The organism is Bacillus sp. CCB-MMP212 (assembly GCF_022748145.1).
Classification (GTDB): Bacteria; Bacillota; Bacilli; order Bacillales; family Bacillaceae_G; genus Bacillus_A; species Bacillus_A cereus.
This window is the reverse complement of the sequence record NZ_JALDQE010000004.1, coordinates 474,515-490,176: the sequence shown is the minus strand read 5'-3', so window position 1 is coordinate 490,176 and position 15,662 is coordinate 474,515. Positions and strand designations below refer to the sequence as shown.

The window sequence follows — 15,662 nt, the reverse complement described above, 5'->3', positions numbered from 1 at the left end:
TAATCCAGTTCCAGCGGCTAGAATGTTCGGTGGCTTCGCTTCTTCCTGCGAGGCAAAGAACGCCTCTACGTCTGAAGCTCCATCCCCCTCACATTCTGAACGAGCCGCTTCCACTTTTTATAGTAATTCAAATACTCCCGCTGCTCCCATTCCGCCGCCAATACACATTGTTACGATACCGAATTGTTCGTTGCGGCGTTTCATTTCGTGAATAAGAGATAGTGTTAGTTTTGCTCCTGTACAGCCAAGTGGATGTCCAAGTGCGATTGCACCACCGTTTACGTTTACTTTTTCTTCATCTAAACCAAGTTCACGAATAACTTGGATCGATTGAGAAGCAAATGCTTCGTTTAGTTCGAATAAGCCAATATCAGATAGCTCTAAGCCAGCTAGTTTTAACGCTTTTGGAATTGCAGCGATTGGGCCGATTCCCATTACTTCTGGTGGTACGCCAGCTACTGCAAATGAACGGAATTTCGCAAGTGGCTTCATGCCATCGCTCACTGCTTTTTCACGATCCATTAATAGTACAGATGCTGCACCGTCACTCATTTGTGAAGAGTTACCAGCTGTTACAGAACCGCGAACGTTAAATGCTGGACGTAATTTCCCTAAAATGTCTAGCGTCGTCTCTGCTCTTACACCTTCATCTTGTGCGAAAATGATTGTTTCTTCTTGCAGTTTATTGTTTGAGCCAACCGAGCGTAACGTCACATCTACAGATACTGTTTCATCAGCAAAGTTTCCTGCCGCTAATGCTTTGGCAGCACGTTGATGACTTCTTACTGCAAATGCATCTTGCTCTTCACGAGAAATTCCATATTTCACAGCAACTTGCTCTGCTGTATGTCCCATACCCATATAATATTCCGGAGCCGCTTCTACAAGGCGACTATTCGGACGAACAACGTGTCCCATCATTGGAACTAAACTCATTGATTCCGCTCCGCCTGATAATACAGCTTCAGAGTGACCAAGCATAATGCGCTCTGCTCCGTAAGCGATACTTTGTAAACCAGAAGAACAGTAACGGTTAATTGTAATAGCTGGAACATCGTAAGAAAGTCCTGCTAGTCCGCCGATATTACGAGCCATATTTAAACCTTGTTCTGCTTCTGGCATCGCACAACCGAAAATTAAATCATCGATTGGTCCTTCATAATTTGCACGCTTTAACGTTTCCTTTACTACTAACGCCCCTAGATCGTCAGGACGAACTGTTTTTAATGAACCCCTCTTTGCTTTTCCAATTGGTGTTCTTGCTCCCGCAACAATGACAGCTTCTCTCATGAACGATATCTCCCCTCGTTATTAGTTACGTAATGGCTTTCCTTTTACAAGCATGTGCTGCATTCTTGCTTGTGATTTCATCTCACTTACTAAGCTAATAAATGCTTCACGTTCTACATCTAATAAATACTGCTCATCAACTTCTGTTCCGTACGGCACTTTTCCGCCCGCAATGACATATGCAAGTTTCTTCGCAATGTGAAGATCATGTTCAGAAATGTAACCTGATAAATGCATTGCTTCTGCACCAAGTACAAGAGTTGCATATCCTGTTTCACCAACAACTGGTATCTTTTTACGAATCGGTGCTTTATAACCAGCTTCATATAAAGCAAGTGCTTTCTGTTTTGCATCATATAGTAAGTGATCACCATTCACACTAATACCGTCTTTATCGCCTAAGAAGTTGTTCGATACAGCTTCTTGTGCTGATGTAGAAACTTTCGCCATCGCTACAGATTCGAACACTTTATTCGCAACTTTTTGCAGATCAAACTCTACACCGTTTGGCATTTTATTTAAGTGTTTAATGTATAACTCTTTATTACCGCCTCCGCCAGGGATTAAGCCAACACCAACTTCTACTAAGCCCATATACGTTTCACTAGAAGCTTGAATGCTAGCTGCTGGTAAGCAAACTTCTGTACCTCCGCCAAGCGTCATACCGTATGGTGCTGCTACAACTGGCTTAGAAGAGTACTTAATTTTCGTCATTGCATCTTGGAAGTTTTTCACAACCAACTCAATTTCAAAGTAGTTGTCATCTTGTGCTTCCATTAAGATCATTGCTAGGTTCGCACCAACGCAGAAGTTCTTCGATTGATTACCGATAACAAGACCTTTATAATTCTTTTCTACTTCATCAACAGCGTAGTTAATCATTTGCGTAATATCCATACCGATTGCATTGCTCTTCGAATGGAACTCTAAGCAAAGGATGCCGTCGCCTAAATCAATTAAGCTCGCTCCGCTATTTTTCTTTAATACACCATTTTTCGCTTTTAATTGCTTAAGAGAAATTGCTTTTTTATTACGCTCGATTAGCTTATATTCGCCATTATCGTAATAGTAGCTATCGCCGTTATCATGTTTATAGAAAGTAGTGAAACCTTTCTCTAACATTTCTTTCACCCAAGTAGGAACGACTACGCCGTTTTCTTCCATCTTTTGAACAGATTTTTCAACGCCGATTGCATCCCAAACTTCAAACGGTCCTTGCTCCCAGCCGAAGCCCCACTTCATCGCTTGGTCAATTGCAACGATATCGTCAGCAATTTCTTTATGAAGTTTTGCAGAGTATAAAAGAGTTGGTGTAATGATGTTCCATAATAACTCTCCTGCGCGGTCTTTTGCGTATACAAGCGCTTTCAATTTATTCGCTAATCCTTTTTCTTGTTTACTTAACTCTACGGATGCAGCTTTTAATTTTTTACGCGCTTCATATTCCATCGTTTCAGGATTTAGTTCTAAAATTTCTTTTCCTTGTTTTAAGAAGAAGCCTTGACCTGTTTTGCTTCCAAGCCATTTTTTATCAAGCATGTCATGCATGAAAGCTGGTACTTTAAATACATCACGCTCTTCTTCTTGTACGTTTTCATATACGTTATTTGCAACGTGTACGAATGTATCTAAACCGACAACATCTAATGTACGGAACGTTGCACTCTTCGGACGACCAATTAATGGACCTGTTACAGAATCAACTTCCCCAATGCTGTAGCCGCGTTTTATCATCTCTTGAAGAGTTACTAATAAACCGTACGTACCGATGCGGTTTCCAATAAAGTTTGGTGTGTCTTTTGCGATAACAACGCCTTTTCCAAGAACGTCTTCGCCAAATAGTTTCATGAAGCTTAATACTTGTGGATCTGTTTCTTTCGTCGGTATTACCTCTAGAAGTTTTAAATATCGTGGTGGGTTAAAAAAGTGTGTGCCTAAGAAGTGTTTCTGGAAGTCGTCTGAACGACCTTCTGCCATTTTTTCAACTGAAATACCTGACGTATTCGAGCTTACAATAGAACCTGGTTTACGAACAGCGTCTACTTTTTCAAATAATTTCTTTTTAATATCTAAGTTTTCAACTACTACTTCAATAATCCAATCTACATCAGCAAGAAGCTCAAGATCATCTTCTAAGTTACCTGCTTCAATCAGTGCTAGATTTCCTTTCACTGTCAGAGGAGCTGGTTTTTGCTTCAATAGTTTCTGTACAGCCGTATTACTAAAACGATTTCTCACACTTTTATGTTCTAATGTAAGTCCCTTCGCTTCCTCTTCTTTCGTAAGCGCAGGTGGTACAATATCAAGCAATAATGTCGGAATACCAATATTAGCTAAGTGTGCCGCAATTCCCGAACCCATTACGCCTGAACCTAGAACAGCAGCCTTTTTAATTTGGAACATCCAATTCTCCCCCTATTCTTGAATGAATGCTCATTCAATTTTTCGACATAAGTCGCAATCAATGAGTGAGCCTCTACTAATAAATATATGATACTGTTTAAATTTTCGCAATATATTTATTGATAAAATTTTCTGAAATAAATATTTTTCTTTCATTTGGCTATGCTATACATGTGTATTTTCTTTGTTTAAATGCACTTTTCCTTTTTATAATCTGACGAAACTGGAGGAATATATATGGCAAAACTTAAGAAGAACCCTTCAAAGGCTGGAATTAGTGCAGCTAGTGTAACTGGAAACGCAGGTCCACATAATCACGGTGTTGAAAAAGGACGCCAAGGTAATAACCAACAATATAAGAAGCATAATATGGGCGAAAAATAACGCTATATTTTTGGGCAGAGAACGTGGCATAATGATTAATGGCTACTTTTTCTGCCCAATTTATTTGTACATATGGAAAACAAAAGAGGGAACGATGATGAAACGAACAATAGTTATGATTGTAATGATTGCTACACTATTTACAGGGATGATTTTCTTCTCTTATGCACAAAGGCAACAAGCTGTAAGAGCTGATCAACCTAACATTACTGGGCAATATGGGGTTACAATCGATGCAAACACAGGTGAAATTTTATATGGGAAACGCGAAGACGAACGTTCTTATCCGGCTAGTATAGCCAAAATGATGACAACCCTTCTTTTACTAGAGAATGTAAAAGAAGATGAAGAAATTACGGTTACAGAAAATGCAATTAAAACAGAAAGTCAAAGCAAGAAAATTAAACTTCGTGCTGGAGAAAAATTAAAGCGTGATGAGGCATTAAAACTTATGCTTATCATTAGTGCAGATCCAATAGCTGAATCAATTGCAGAACATATCGCAGGATCAAAAAATGAATTTGTGAAAATGATGAATGCTAGAGCAAAGGAACTTGGTACAAAGCATGCAACTTTCAAGAACGCAAGTGGTGCTGATGCAATTGGGAATAAAGTATCACCATATGACATTGCTATTATTACGAAAGAAGCATTAAAGTATCCAGTTGTTTTAGAATATATGAATTCAACACGTACAACTCTACATACTTCAGAACGCTCTCCAAACATCGCAAACTATGGACGAGAAGAACTATATGACGATCCATATGCGATTGGAAGTAAAAGCGGTCTATCAGCACTCGGCAAATATACAGTCGTAACAGTGGATGAAAAAGACGGTAAACGCGTCATTAACGTCGTATTATCTTCTACTCGCGCGCAACTATATCCTGATACGAAAAAAATGGCGCATTACGCATTTCAGCAATTAAAATAACCAAGGAGTATTTTCTCCTTGGTTATTTTTTAACCATACCTTTTAATACGAACGCAACGTTTGCTGGACGCTCTGCTAGACGACGCATGAAGTAGCCATACCAGTCGTTTCCATAAGGTACGTAAACACGCATTTTGTAACCTTCTTTTACTAGCTCAAGTTGACGCTCATTACGAATACCATATAACATTTGGAATTCAAATTGATCCCTTGGAATGTTGTGTTCTTCAGCAAGTTTTTTTGTATATTCAATAATCGCTTCGTCATGTGAAGCAATTGCAGTATAATTCCCATTTAATAAGTGCATTTTAATAATTTTTTTATAATTGTCATCTACATCTTTCTTGTCCGGGAACGCCACTTCTTCAGGTTCTTTATAAGCCCCTTTTACAAGACGTAAATTAGGATTATAAGCGTTTAAGTCTTCAATATCTTTTTCTGTACGATATAGGTAAGCTTGAATAACAGTACCAATATTATCGTATTCAGATTTTAATTGTTTAAAGATATCAATTGTTTTCCCGCAGCGTGTATAGTCTTCCATATCAATGGTAACGAACACACCATTTTCTTTTGCCGCTTCTAAAATACGGCGCATATTGTTCATTACGATTTCATCAGAGATATCTAATCCCATAGAAGTCATCTTTAAAGAAAGCTGCGAATCAAGACCTTCTCTTCCAATTGCACGGATCGCTTCAATCGATTGGTTAGCCATTTCATTTGCTTCCGCTTCATTATCAACGAATTCACCTAAATAATCGATTGTTACACAAAGTCCTTGCTTATTTAATGCCTGAATGGCAGCTGTCGCTAATTCAATCGTCTCCCCTGCGACGAAGCGACCTGCACCAAAGCGTAAACCGTACTTTTTAGCCAGTTTTGTTAGCGCTTTATTTTTAGATAAGAAAAGAAACGAATTTCGCATTAATTGTTCCATGTAATTCACCCCTATGACTGTAATTTATCTGTTTTTTACCCCTCTTCAAAATTATATCATTGTTTAAAATTATTGGATACAAATAATTATTTAGATAATTTATAAAATACTATAAAAACATTTAAAAACCTATATTCTCGCATGTAAATATGAAGGGAATATTTTTCGACATTTAGAAAAAACGGGTTTACTAGGGCAAAAATAGGCATACCGAAAATATTCGACATGCCTATAAAACCCTTAATATTCCATGTAAATTATATAAGGATATTAATAAAGAAAACTTGAGGTAACATTCACCTCAAGTTTTCTCACTGCTCATTTCGCTTCTCTTCATTCAGCCTTTTAATATCCGTAATTAACTGCACCATCTCTTCTTTCGCATCTGGATATGTCTCATTCCAATGCTTCACTAAAGCTGGCATCGTCTTCGCTATGTAAGAATAAAGTGCCCACTTCTGCACCTGTTCTTTTCGCTCTTCACTACTCTCTCCAAGTAACAGCTCAGTGTATTTCTCTAGTAACCCGTCAAACTGCTCGTTAAACTTTTCACTCATTTCATTTACCTCCTATATGAAAAAAGCAGCGAAAATCGCTGCTTTTTCTTATAATTTTGATCGAACAGAGTTTAATTTCTTCTCCATTGTGCTTACTTTATCACGACGATCATCAATACGAATTGTTGTTGCAACACGCTGTGCACCTTTCGTATAAGGCACTTCATGCATTTGTTGAATTACTTCTAGAATGACAGGAAGATCTCCTTCAATAATTGTATTCATCGGTGTTAATTGATACTTCACGCGATCCGCATTTTTCTCTAGCACCTTTTGTACTTCTGCTACATATTCACTAACACTTGGATTACCTGTTCCTACTGGAATAATCGATACATCAACAATTGCCATAGTAGTCTTCCTCCTATAATCGTTTCTTATATATCCATTGTCTATTTTACCGAAATCCTCATCATTTTACTAATATGTTACTCTTCCACTTTAAACTGCTCGACTAATCTTTCTAAATCTCTCATATGTTCTGTCAAACTTTCCATCGTGTGAGCTACCTTTTCTAAATGATTCACCTGTGATTCCGTTGCAGCATGTACCTCTTCGGAAACAGCTGCACTTTCTTGACTCGTACCAGCAATTGTGTGCATTACCGCTGTAATTTCTCCTTGCTCGTAACCTATGTTATGTACCTCTTCTACAATTTTTTCAACTGAAGTACTAATCGTATTTACAACTGACATAATTGTGCGGAACTCCATTTCTGCCTCTGTCGTCACTTTATTTTGCACATCTGCAATGTCTTTCAATTTACTTACAACTTCTACAACTCTTTTTACTTCTACTTGCACATCACCAATCATCGTTGTGATTTCTCCGGTAGCCTCTTTTGATTGTTCCGCTAATTTCCGAACCTCTTCAGCAACAACCGCAAATCCCTTACCTTGCTCACCTGCACGGGCAGCTTCAATCGAAGCATTTAAAGCAAGTAAATTTGTTTGATCCGAAATGCCTTTTATAAGCTCAACAACATTTTGAATCGATCCAACTCTTTGTTCTAACTTATCCGATGCTTCTTCTGTATGAACAACAATCGAAGATGATTGTCCCCTCGTACGGATTAAATTCCTCATTGTATTTAATCCTTGCTTAGATGCCTCTTCCGCTTTGCCAGCCACTCCTTTTATTTCACCAACGGAGCTATTCATTTGTTCCACTGACTCCGCCATATTCTCGAGCTGAGCTGAAACTTCATCCACACTATTCGCAAGAGTAGAAGCTCCTCCGCTCACATCATCCATCGCTCCTGAAACTTCTCTACTAGCCGCTACTGTTTCGTTCGTTAAATAATGTAAACTATTCGTTGATTGTTGCACCGTTGATACGCTGTTTTTAATTTTACTTACCATTTCATTCATTTGTTCAACCATATCATTAAAGTGCTTCGTCAACTCTCCAACTTCATCTTTACTTGTCACTTTCATTCGCAGCGTTAAATCGCCTTCTGCTACTTTTTGCACGTGATTCTTTAATAGTTGCAGTGGTCTTGCTAATCTTCTTGAGAACAAGTAGGAAGCTACGATTCCAACTAATAAACTAATACATGCCATTATAATAACTGTATTTCTCGTACTATTTAATAGCCCATCGATCGTTTCTTTCGGATAAAAGATTCCTATCGTCCATTTCATCGTATCAAATGATTGACTATAAACAACTACATCTTCACCTTTTATTGTAGTGACCGCATATTTGGTTACCTCTTTATTTAAACTCTTTATAAGTGGCTCTTTAGAAACATCTTTCCCTATCTTTTCTGGATAAACAAGAGCCATATTTTTATCATTTATAATAAACATTTCTCCGTCATTATTGTATTGAATATTGTGAAGCAACTTCTGAATCGTCCCAAGCGATACATCCATCGCAACAACGCCTAATACAGACCCATCTTGAGCTGTAATTGCTTTAGAAACACCTACACTTAACTTGCCTGTTGCAATTTCATAAGAAGGTTGTCCCCAATGGACCTTTTTTACATCAGCCTCTGAATCTTTATACCATGGTCTTGTCGTTGGATCGTATCCTTCTGGCACTTGCCCACCTTCAGCAAGATTGGCACTTAATGTTTTTTTATCTTTCGTACCAATATATAAATCTAAAATACCAGGATGATTCTTTTTATACTCCGCAAACTCTTTCGTTAAAAACACTTCCTCTTCCGGAGTAACCCCACCTTGAAGCATATTACGAATCATCTCACTGTTCGCGTAATACCCCATATCTTCATCCGTTCTTTGAACAAATGTCGTAAGTTGCTCTGTCACAAGATCCATCGCATTTTGAGAATACTCGTCTAAGGAACGCACTTCCTTTTCTTTCTGTAATTGATACACAGCTGTACCCAATATTACGAACATCATAGAAATAAGTACTGAAAACACTACCGCAATTTTTAAACGTAAACTTCTTAACATCTTTCCCCAAGCATCCCCTTCGTATTAAATTAAAATCTTATTAATCATTATATTAAGTATAATAGATAAAATTAAAAAATTGAAATTAATTCTCACCTTAATACAATTAGAAAACGGACTACCACTTGTGCAAAAACAAATAGTTCATTATCCTTAAAATATAATCTCATTCGTTCGGAGGGAACTATGTTACAAAAATTCGGTTTCTCACAATATGAAAGCCAAGCTTATGAAGTTGTCGTATCAAGCAATGAACCATTAGATGCTACAACAATTGTGAAGCATTCAGGTGTTCCAAAAGCAAAAATATATGAAGTACTAGCACGCCTAATCGATAAAGGAATGGTAATGGATTCTGTTTCAGAAAAGAAAAAATTGTATACAGCATTACCACTAAAACTAGCAATTGAAAAATTAACGACAGAATTCCAATCAAATATTAAAGAGCTGGAAACAAACATATCAAAAAAATCATTTACAGATGACCGTGTGTGGAGCTTAAAAATGCAATCTTCTATTCGAGTTCAAAGTAAAGAACTCATTGAAAGTGCAAAAGAATCAATCCGTATTTCAGCTTGGAATGATACTCTTTTAGAATATCTCCCTTTACTAGAACAAAAAGCAAAACAAGGTGTTCAAATTGAATCTCTTATTGTTGGAGAAGTAGAAACAGACTTAGAAAACATGCATTTTCTAATCCCAGCTGAAGAGCCTAATGCATTAGAGCGCTACTTACTACTCATCGTTGACGATCGTGAAATTTTATTTGCTGGCGTAGAACAAGAGTCATGGCAAGCGATGAAAACAATGTCACAACCTTTCGTAAAGTTCTTTACAGAATTTTTCTATCACGACGTTGCACTTGCAAAGATTACCCAGAAGCACCACGATCTCTTTATGAAAGATGAGGAAATTAAGAGTTTGTTAATGAAATTAAGATACTAATTAAATAATAAAAAGGAGTCTAGTTTTTCACTTAGACTCCTTTTTATTTTGTTCCTTTATCTCCATCAACAGCTCAATGATTTTCTCATTTTGCTCTACCTGTTTCTCTGAATTTTGATAGATGAAACGAATCCATCTAAGTGCAAGAATAATAAGAAACAAAGGGAGCATTGAAATTAGAAGACCAATAATTGAAAAATTCGAATACATATACCTCACCTCGCTATATACCCTTTTCTCCATTTACCTACTAAAACCTGCAATTTTTTACAAATAAAAAAGAACCTATCAAACGATAGATTCTTCTTTCACGAACTGAGTAGAGCGTCCTCTCGTAATCGAGAAAATAGCGCAAAGCAGTGCTAATATAATAAAGCCACCGCCTACCCAAGCATTATATATAACAGATGATTTTTCAATAACAACTCCACCTACTGTTGAACCAAGTGCAATTCCTAAATGAAGCGCAGAGTTATTTAAACCTTGCTGAATACCAGCTGATTCCGGTGCAATTTCAATTAAATAATTTTGCTGTGCTGGTGAAATCGCCCAGCTCAGCATACTCCAAAGTCCCATCATAATGATGAAGAGCGGGAATGAGAATGTCATTAATGGCAACATGAAGATTGCACATGCAAATACGATAATAATCGAGATAATACTTTTCTTCGATCCCCATTTATCAGCAAGCCATCCACCGAACCCGCCGCCAATTACTGCTGCGATTCCGAAAATAAAGTAAAACACACTAATCCAGTTTGCTTCAACATGCATAACATCTTTTAAAAACGGTGTTAAATATGCATACAATGTTAAATGACCCGTTAAAAACAAAAATGATGTTAACTGTGCACTTACAATTTTTTTATCTTTTAAAGTAGCAAGTTGTTCTTTTATTGATAATACCGATGTCGGTGGTACTTTCGTTAAGAACAATGAAATACAAGCAATTGCCATAACTGTTAATACAGAAATTAATACAAATGGTGCACGCCATCCGTATGCATTTCCGAGTACAAGACCAAGCGGTACTCCAAGTACAAGTGATCCACTAATTCCCATAAAAATGATTCCAATTGCACGCGCACGAAAATGCGGTTCTACTACACTAGACGCAAGTGTTACAGATAGTGCAATAATTAATGAACCACTCGCCGCACAAATAACCCTTGAGAACATTAGCATTCCGTAATTCACACTAAATGCGGAAATAATATTTCCGATTAAGAAAATCGATAATGCTCCAACATACAATGTTTTTCTTTCAAACTTCCCTGTCAAAGCTAATAAAACTGGACCTGACAAAGCAAATACTACCGAAAATATTGTGATAAGCTGACCAGCTGCGCTAATAGATACTCCTAAATCATTGGCAACTAAATCGAGCGTTCCTCCTATAATTAACTCAACCGTTCCGACTACGAAAGCCGCGATAGCTAAAATATAAACACGAAAATTCAAGTCTTTCCCCACGCTTTCTATTTTGGTTACTACGACTATAGTAACCAAAATAGAAAGTGGACGCAAGTATAATTTTTTTACAGTAAAAAAGGTAGGCGTATTATACGCCTACCCTTCCATCATTCTGTTTCTTTCTTCTTATTTAAGTACCAATACACCGGCAGTCCAGTAAAGACAATTCCAATTGATAAGAAACAACTTACCGGATCGTTAATAATCGCACTACCGATTACAAAGAACGAACCTAAAATCGCTACGATTGGTACGATTGGGAATAACGGTACACTATATGCACGCTCTTTATTCTTATTACGTTTTCTTAAGATGAAGACACCAATAAACGTCATTACGTAGAAAATATAAATAATGAATACGGAAATCTCAGATAGCTTATTCGGATCACTAATAATCATTAAAATAATTCCTAAAATGATTTCAACAGTAATCGCATTTGCTGGTGTTTTAAATCTCGGACTTTCCTTTGCAATAAACTTAGAAAATGGAAGTTGTCCACGTTCCGCCATAGACATTGGAATACGTGGGAATGTTAAAATCTTTCCATTTAAACAGCCGAAAATAGAAACGATAATACCGATACTAATAATTTTCCCGCCATATTCTCCAAGTAACATACCCGCAGCTGTCGCTGTCGCATTTTCTCCAAGGTCTACAATTTTCGCTGCTGGTAATACATTTAATAACGCCAAGTTAATTAATACGTAAGCAGCAGTTACGATTAAAATCCCCACTGTCATTGCTTTCGGTAATAACTTTGTTGGATTCTTCATTTCTCCGCCAATCGAAGCAAGTAAAATCCATCCGTCATAAGCAAATAACGTTGCTAAAATTGCCATACCGATACTTTGATTTTCTGATATCGGCACTACTACGTTAAAGATATCGCTATTCCCTTTCCAAAAACCTAGCACGACAATTAATATGATCGGAATCATCTTCCCGATTGTCGTGATTGTTTGGACGATACCTCCGTATTTTGTTCCCATACTATTTATAACGCCAAGGAACACAACCGTTCCAATTGCAATTGGTAAATTCCACACTTTATCTAAATAGAAAAAATTAATCATTAAAGAACTAAAGTATAAACCTAATGTTCCGATAATAGCAGGTCCATAAACAATTGTTTGCATCCAACCTGATAAATATCCCCAAAAACTTCCGTAAATCTCCTCTAAATACGTATACAACCCACCATTTTTCGGGATTTGCGCTCCAATTTCAGCTACTGTTAAACCACTTGCTAGCGTCAACAGACCACCAATTACCCAAGCAAGAATGGCCATATTAGAACTCCCCGAGTAATCTAATACGCTCCCTGGTTTCATAAACACACCAGATCCAATAATCGTTCCTACTACGATAGAAAGTGCTACTGTTAAACCAATTTTGTTCTTCTCATCATGATGCATGCTGCGTATCCTCCTTCCAATCCTAGTGTGATGCAAAAATGAAATAAAAAAACACTCCTCCCTAAAAAAGGGACGAGTGTTGTATTCGTGGTTCCACCCTTGTTTCAATTCGCAAAGTAACACACTTCACCAATTTCTCAAGTCTAAATAACGGTTTTTGCCGGCAAGCAATTACTAGATGCTCGTTCACTGCTGCAGTTCAGAGGTGGTAATCCATTTTTCCGTATTAGGAAGCTCACAGCCAAAGGCTTCCCTCTCTGAGAATCGTAAAAAATTGATCATGTCCTCATCATCACTTCTTGATGTCGAATTTTGTAGTTATTGTTCATTATATTGAATTGTTAGAAAAAATCAATATATTTTTTTATATAACATAGGAAATATTTCTCTTCTTATATTATAACAGAACATACAAAACTTCTCTAATTCCCTAAAAATGGTATAATTCTTTTAGGAGGTGTACTAATAATGATTGCTGTCTTTTGTATTATCGCTACGTTTCTCTCTGTTCTATTCGCTATCATGTATCGAAACAAGTATCCTGGTTATAGCATTTTAGCGGTAGCTATTATACCAGCTGTTTCCTTCTACGTATTGGGTAAATATCAATATACGGAAGTGTTTATCGGTTTTGCAATCTTCTACTGCGTCTTCGGATACATACTAACAATAAAAAGAATTTCAATGCCTCATTAAAAGGGACCGATTTCTACTTATAGAAATCGGCCCTTGCACGTACCTTCCTGTTGCCCACACGAAAGATACGACTTCATTCAATTATTTATCTTCTTTTTTCATAAAAAACTTATGGTGCGGTAAATCAACATTCAATGCCTCTAATTGTTTCTTTTCATTGTCTAAAATCGCTTTTGCTTTTTCTTTTGTTGCTTCATCTAATCCTGCAAAGATGTCTTCATGCTTCTTTTTCTCTGGGAGTTTCACGCCTAACTTCGTTAATTCTTCTTTTGCTTGCTCATGCGTTAATTTTCCGGATTTTTCTTGCTCAAAAATTGACTTCACTTTTTCTTTCGTCTGTTCATCTAAATTAGCAAGCATATCTTTACGCTTACCTTTCTCTGGCATTTTCACACCTAACTTTGATAATTCCTCTTGCGCTTGTTCACGTGTTAATTTTCCAGATTTCTCTTGCTCTAAAATGGACTTCGCTTTTTCTTTCGCCTGTTCATCTAATCCTGCAAACATGTCTCCATGCTTACCTTTCTCCGGCATTTTCACGCCTAGCTTTGTTAATTCCTCTTTTGCTTGTTCACGTGTTAGTTTTCCGGATTTCTCTTGCTCTAAAATGGACTTCGCTTTTTCTTTCGCCTGTTCATCTAATCCTGCAAACATGTCTTTACGCTTCTCTTTCTCTGGAAGCTTTACACCTAGTTCCTCTAACTGTTTCTTTGTATCGTCCATAATTGTTTTTACTTTTTGTTTTGTAGCGTCATCCAAATCCTTTTTCGCCGTTTTTGCAGGCTGATCCACTGCTGGAGTATTCGTTGCCGCGAATGCCGGAATACCGACTCCTCCAATGATTCCGAATGATAACGCACCTGCAATCGCTAAATACCCAACTGTTTTCTTCTTCATAGGAAATTTCCTCCTTCATATTTCTAATGCATGTACACTTTCGTATACAATGCCTATAGTAATGTCGGTTTCTTAACATTTCCTTAACGACTTAACAAAAAAACACCGCTCGTAATGAGCGGTGTTTCTCTATGCTTTTTGTAATTGTAACTCTTCACGTTCCATTATTTTTCTTAATACAATTGTTTGTGTCATTGTAAATAAGTTACCTGTTATCCAGTACAACACAAGTCCTGATGGCGCCGCAAACCCCATAAATAGAATCATTGCCGGCATCATAATTTGCTGCATCTTTAGCATCTGTACTTGTTCTCCAGGTGTAATATTCGATTGGAAAACTTTCATCTGAATAAATGTCGTTAACGCTGCAATAATCGGTAATATATGATATGGATCTGCATGTCCTAGGTTCACCCATAAAAACGAAGATGTGCGAATCTCTTCCGTTCTGCTAATCGCATAATACAAAGCAGAGAAAATCGGCATTTGTATTAATAATGGCCAGCAACCAGCAAGTGGATTCCAACCGCCTGATTTCATTAGTTCTGACATTTCTTTTTGATACTGCTTTTGTTTTTCAAGGTCTTTGCTTACATCACCGTACTTTTTCTTTAGCTTCTGCAGTTCAGGTTGCATTTTCTTCATTTTCGCTTGGCTGCGATATTGCGAAACAGCTAATGGAATCATTGCTGAACGAATAACGAGCGTCATAATAATGATAGCAATCCCAAAGCTAGCTCCAGGTATATGATGAGCAACAAATTGAATCATAAACGAGATTGGATATACAAAATAATGATCCCAAATCCCAGTACTATGTGCATCAATTGGGGCTGCATTACTGCAACCAGATAAAACAAAAACAAATAATAATGATAAACTAACGAGCACAGCTCGGTATGATTTTAACATGTTCATTCCTCCAATGTTTCGTAATTATTTAGCGAAACATTGGTGTATACGGACCGACCTCGTCATTCTCTTCACTTGATTCTTGTCTGCGTACAGAACGAATCATTCCATATTTATAAAAAATAGAAAATAGCGGTACATTTCCCGCACTATCTTCACATGTATCAACTAGCGCAAAAGCTCTTTGTCTACCGCTTGACGCTTGTTGACGCACAAAGCGAGAAACATTAGCAAGGAAGAAAACTTCTAATAAACAAAGTGCCGTCGTTACAAACGATATATATAGAATTGCATCCTGCAATAAAAATTCCATCGCTTCACATCCTTAATAAGGTCATTTTAGCACATTAGGCAAACATTCTCTATTTCCTTTTATTTTCA

Annotated in this window: 16 protein-coding genes and 1 other annotated feature; of the genes, 4 read left to right on the top strand and 12 right to left on the bottom strand. The window is 37.2% G+C overall.

Annotated features, from left to right (window positions below):
* Positions 1 to 117: 117 nt before the first annotated feature.
* Both MRP26_RS14225 and MRP26_RS14220 read right to left on the bottom strand, forming a co-directional pair.
* Positions 118 to 1,290 (bottom strand): acetyl-CoA C-acetyltransferase, encoded by a 1,173-nt coding sequence (locus MRP26_RS14225; protein ID WP_001206331.1) that lies wholly within the window; start codon positions 1,288 to 1,290, stop codon positions 118 to 120.
* Positions 1,291 to 1,311: 21 nt separating this feature from the next.
* The gene (locus MRP26_RS14220; protein ID WP_000486359.1) at positions 1,312 to 3,693 is read right to left on the bottom strand and encodes a 3-hydroxyacyl-CoA dehydrogenase/enoyl-CoA hydratase family protein; all 2,382 of its coding nucleotides are present in this window, start codon (positions 3,691 to 3,693) and stop codon (positions 1,312 to 1,314) included.
* A gap of 237 nt (positions 3,694 to 3,930) precedes the next feature.
* Here MRP26_RS14220 and MRP26_RS14215 point away from each other — a divergent pair, with 237 nt between their 5' ends.
* Together MRP26_RS14215 and MRP26_RS14210 are read left to right on the top strand one after the other, a co-directional pair.
* A complete protein-coding gene (locus MRP26_RS14215; protein ID WP_001096344.1) occupies positions 3,931 to 4,077 on the top strand; it encodes a YuzL family protein in 147 nt (48 codons plus the stop codon).
* A gap of 97 nt (positions 4,078 to 4,174) precedes the next feature.
* Positions 4,175 to 5,014 (top strand): D-alanyl-D-alanine carboxypeptidase family protein, encoded by an 840-nt coding sequence (locus tag MRP26_RS14210; RefSeq protein WP_023523353.1) that lies wholly within the window; start codon positions 4,175 to 4,177, stop codon positions 5,012 to 5,014.
* 22 nt (positions 5,015 to 5,036) lie between these two features.
* Here the strand turns inward: MRP26_RS14210 and MRP26_RS14205 are convergent, their stop codons facing one another.
* From MRP26_RS14205 to MRP26_RS14190, 4 genes are all read right to left on the bottom strand, one after another.
* Positions 5,037 to 5,954, bottom strand: coding sequence for a proline dehydrogenase family protein (locus MRP26_RS14205; RefSeq protein ID WP_000436780.1), 918 nt, complete (start codon positions 5,952 to 5,954; stop codon positions 5,037 to 5,039).
* 311 nt (positions 5,955 to 6,265) lie between these two features.
* Positions 6,266 to 6,511, bottom strand: a complete 246-nt coding sequence (locus MRP26_RS14200; protein WP_001290600.1) for a YusU family protein — start codon at positions 6,509 to 6,511, stop codon at positions 6,266 to 6,268.
* A gap of 48 nt (positions 6,512 to 6,559) precedes the next feature.
* Positions 6,560 to 6,862 carry an MTH1187 family thiamine-binding protein gene (locus MRP26_RS14195; RefSeq protein ID WP_001018860.1) on the bottom strand — a complete coding sequence of 101 codons (303 nt, stop codon included), beginning with the start codon at positions 6,860 to 6,862 and terminating at the stop codon, positions 6,560 to 6,562.
* Between the two features lie 77 nt (positions 6,863 to 6,939).
* Positions 6,940 to 8,940: a methyl-accepting chemotaxis protein gene (locus MRP26_RS14190; protein ID WP_098679829.1), complete on the bottom strand. Its 2,001-nt coding sequence runs from the start codon at positions 8,938 to 8,940 to the stop codon at positions 6,940 to 6,942.
* A gap of 186 nt (positions 8,941 to 9,126) precedes the next feature.
* Between MRP26_RS14190 and MRP26_RS14185 the strand changes: the two genes are divergently transcribed.
* Entirely contained in the window at positions 9,127 to 9,885 is a 759-nt protein-coding gene (locus MRP26_RS14185) for a TrmB family transcriptional regulator (RefSeq protein WP_069356426.1), read from the top strand.
* A gap of 27 nt (positions 9,886 to 9,912) precedes the next feature.
* Here MRP26_RS14185 and MRP26_RS14180 read toward each other — a convergent pair whose 3' ends face one another.
* The 3 genes from MRP26_RS14180 to MRP26_RS14170 all read right to left on the bottom strand — a co-directional run bounded on the left by MRP26_RS14180 (position 9,913) and on the right by MRP26_RS14170 (position 12,776).
* Positions 9,913 to 10,095, bottom strand: coding sequence for a hypothetical protein (locus tag MRP26_RS14180; protein ID WP_069356427.1), 183 nt, complete (start codon positions 10,093 to 10,095; stop codon positions 9,913 to 9,915).
* A gap of 78 nt (positions 10,096 to 10,173) precedes the next feature.
* Positions 10,174 to 11,412, bottom strand: a complete 1,239-nt coding sequence (locus MRP26_RS14175; RefSeq protein ID WP_140155578.1) for an MFS transporter — start codon at positions 11,410 to 11,412, stop codon at positions 10,174 to 10,176.
* Between the two features lie 53 nt (positions 11,413 to 11,465).
* A complete protein-coding gene (locus MRP26_RS14170; protein ID WP_023523356.1) occupies positions 11,466 to 12,776 on the bottom strand; it encodes an APC family permease in 1,311 nt (436 codons plus the stop codon).
* Between the two features lie 65 nt (positions 12,777 to 12,841).
* Positions 12,842 to 13,078: a binding site (T-box leader), on the bottom strand.
* A gap of 166 nt (positions 13,079 to 13,244) precedes the next feature.
* Here MRP26_RS14170 and MRP26_RS14165 point away from each other — a divergent pair.
* Positions 13,245 to 13,472, top strand: a complete 228-nt coding sequence (locus MRP26_RS14165) for a hypothetical protein (RefSeq protein WP_053563416.1) — start codon at positions 13,245 to 13,247, stop codon at positions 13,470 to 13,472.
* A gap of 81 nt (positions 13,473 to 13,553) precedes the next feature.
* On the opposite strand, the gene MRP26_RS14160 is transcribed toward MRP26_RS14165, so the two are convergent.
* From MRP26_RS14160 to MRP26_RS14150, 3 genes are all read right to left on the bottom strand, one after another.
* On the bottom strand, positions 13,554 to 14,369 hold the full coding sequence (locus tag MRP26_RS14160; protein ID WP_088023100.1) for a hypothetical protein: 816 nt from the start codon (positions 14,367 to 14,369) through the stop codon (positions 13,554 to 13,556).
* Between the two features lie 129 nt (positions 14,370 to 14,498).
* Entirely contained in the window at positions 14,499 to 15,281 is a 783-nt protein-coding gene (gene yidC, locus MRP26_RS14155; protein ID WP_000920524.1) for a membrane protein insertase YidC, read from the bottom strand.
* Between the two features lie 28 nt (positions 15,282 to 15,309).
* The gene (locus tag MRP26_RS14150; protein WP_000394930.1) at positions 15,310 to 15,594 is read right to left on the bottom strand and encodes a hypothetical protein; all 285 of its coding nucleotides are present in this window, start codon (positions 15,592 to 15,594) and stop codon (positions 15,310 to 15,312) included.
* Between the last annotated feature and the right edge of the window lie 68 nt (positions 15,595 to 15,662).

Coding starts and splice junctions, on each gene's coding strand:
- MRP26_RS14225 (WP_001206331.1), bottom strand. CDS start 1,290: ATGAGAGAAGCTGTCATTGTTGCGGGAGCAAGAACACCAATTGGAAAA.
- MRP26_RS14220 (WP_000486359.1), bottom strand. CDS start 3,693: ATGTTCCAAATTAAAAAGGCTGCTGTTCTAGGTTCAGGCGTAATGGGT.
- MRP26_RS14215 (WP_001096344.1), top strand. CDS start 3,931: ATGGCAAAACTTAAGAAGAACCCTTCAAAGGCTGGAATTAGTGCAGCT.
- MRP26_RS14210 (WP_023523353.1), top strand. CDS start 4,175: ATGAAACGAACAATAGTTATGATTGTAATGATTGCTACACTATTTACA.
- MRP26_RS14205 (WP_000436780.1), bottom strand. CDS start 5,954: ATGGAACAATTAATGCGAAATTCGTTTCTTTTCTTATCTAAAAATAAA.
- MRP26_RS14200 (WP_001290600.1), bottom strand. CDS start 6,511: ATGAGTGAAAAGTTTAACGAGCAGTTTGACGGGTTACTAGAGAAATAC.
- MRP26_RS14195 (WP_001018860.1), bottom strand. CDS start 6,862: ATGGCAATTGTTGATGTATCGATTATTCCAGTAGGAACAGGTAATCCA.
- MRP26_RS14190 (WP_098679829.1), bottom strand. CDS start 8,940: ATGTTAAGAAGTTTACGTTTAAAAATTGCGGTAGTGTTTTCAGTACTT.
- MRP26_RS14185 (WP_069356426.1), top strand. CDS start 9,127: ATGTTACAAAAATTCGGTTTCTCACAATATGAAAGCCAAGCTTATGAA.
- MRP26_RS14180 (WP_069356427.1), bottom strand. CDS start 10,095: ATGTATTCGAATTTTTCAATTATTGGTCTTCTAATTTCAATGCTCCCT.
- MRP26_RS14170 (WP_023523356.1), bottom strand. CDS start 12,776: ATGCATCATGATGAGAAGAACAAAATTGGTTTAACAGTAGCACTTTCT.
- MRP26_RS14165 (WP_053563416.1), top strand. CDS start 13,245: ATGATTGCTGTCTTTTGTATTATCGCTACGTTTCTCTCTGTTCTATTC.
- MRP26_RS14160 (WP_088023100.1), bottom strand. CDS start 14,369: ATGAAGAAGAAAACAGTTGGGTATTTAGCGATTGCAGGTGCGTTATCA.
- yidC (WP_000920524.1), bottom strand. CDS start 15,281: ATGTTAAAATCATACCGAGCTGTGCTCGTTAGTTTATCATTATTATTT.
- MRP26_RS14150 (WP_000394930.1), bottom strand. CDS start 15,594: ATGGAATTTTTATTGCAGGATGCAATTCTATATATATCGTTTGTAACG.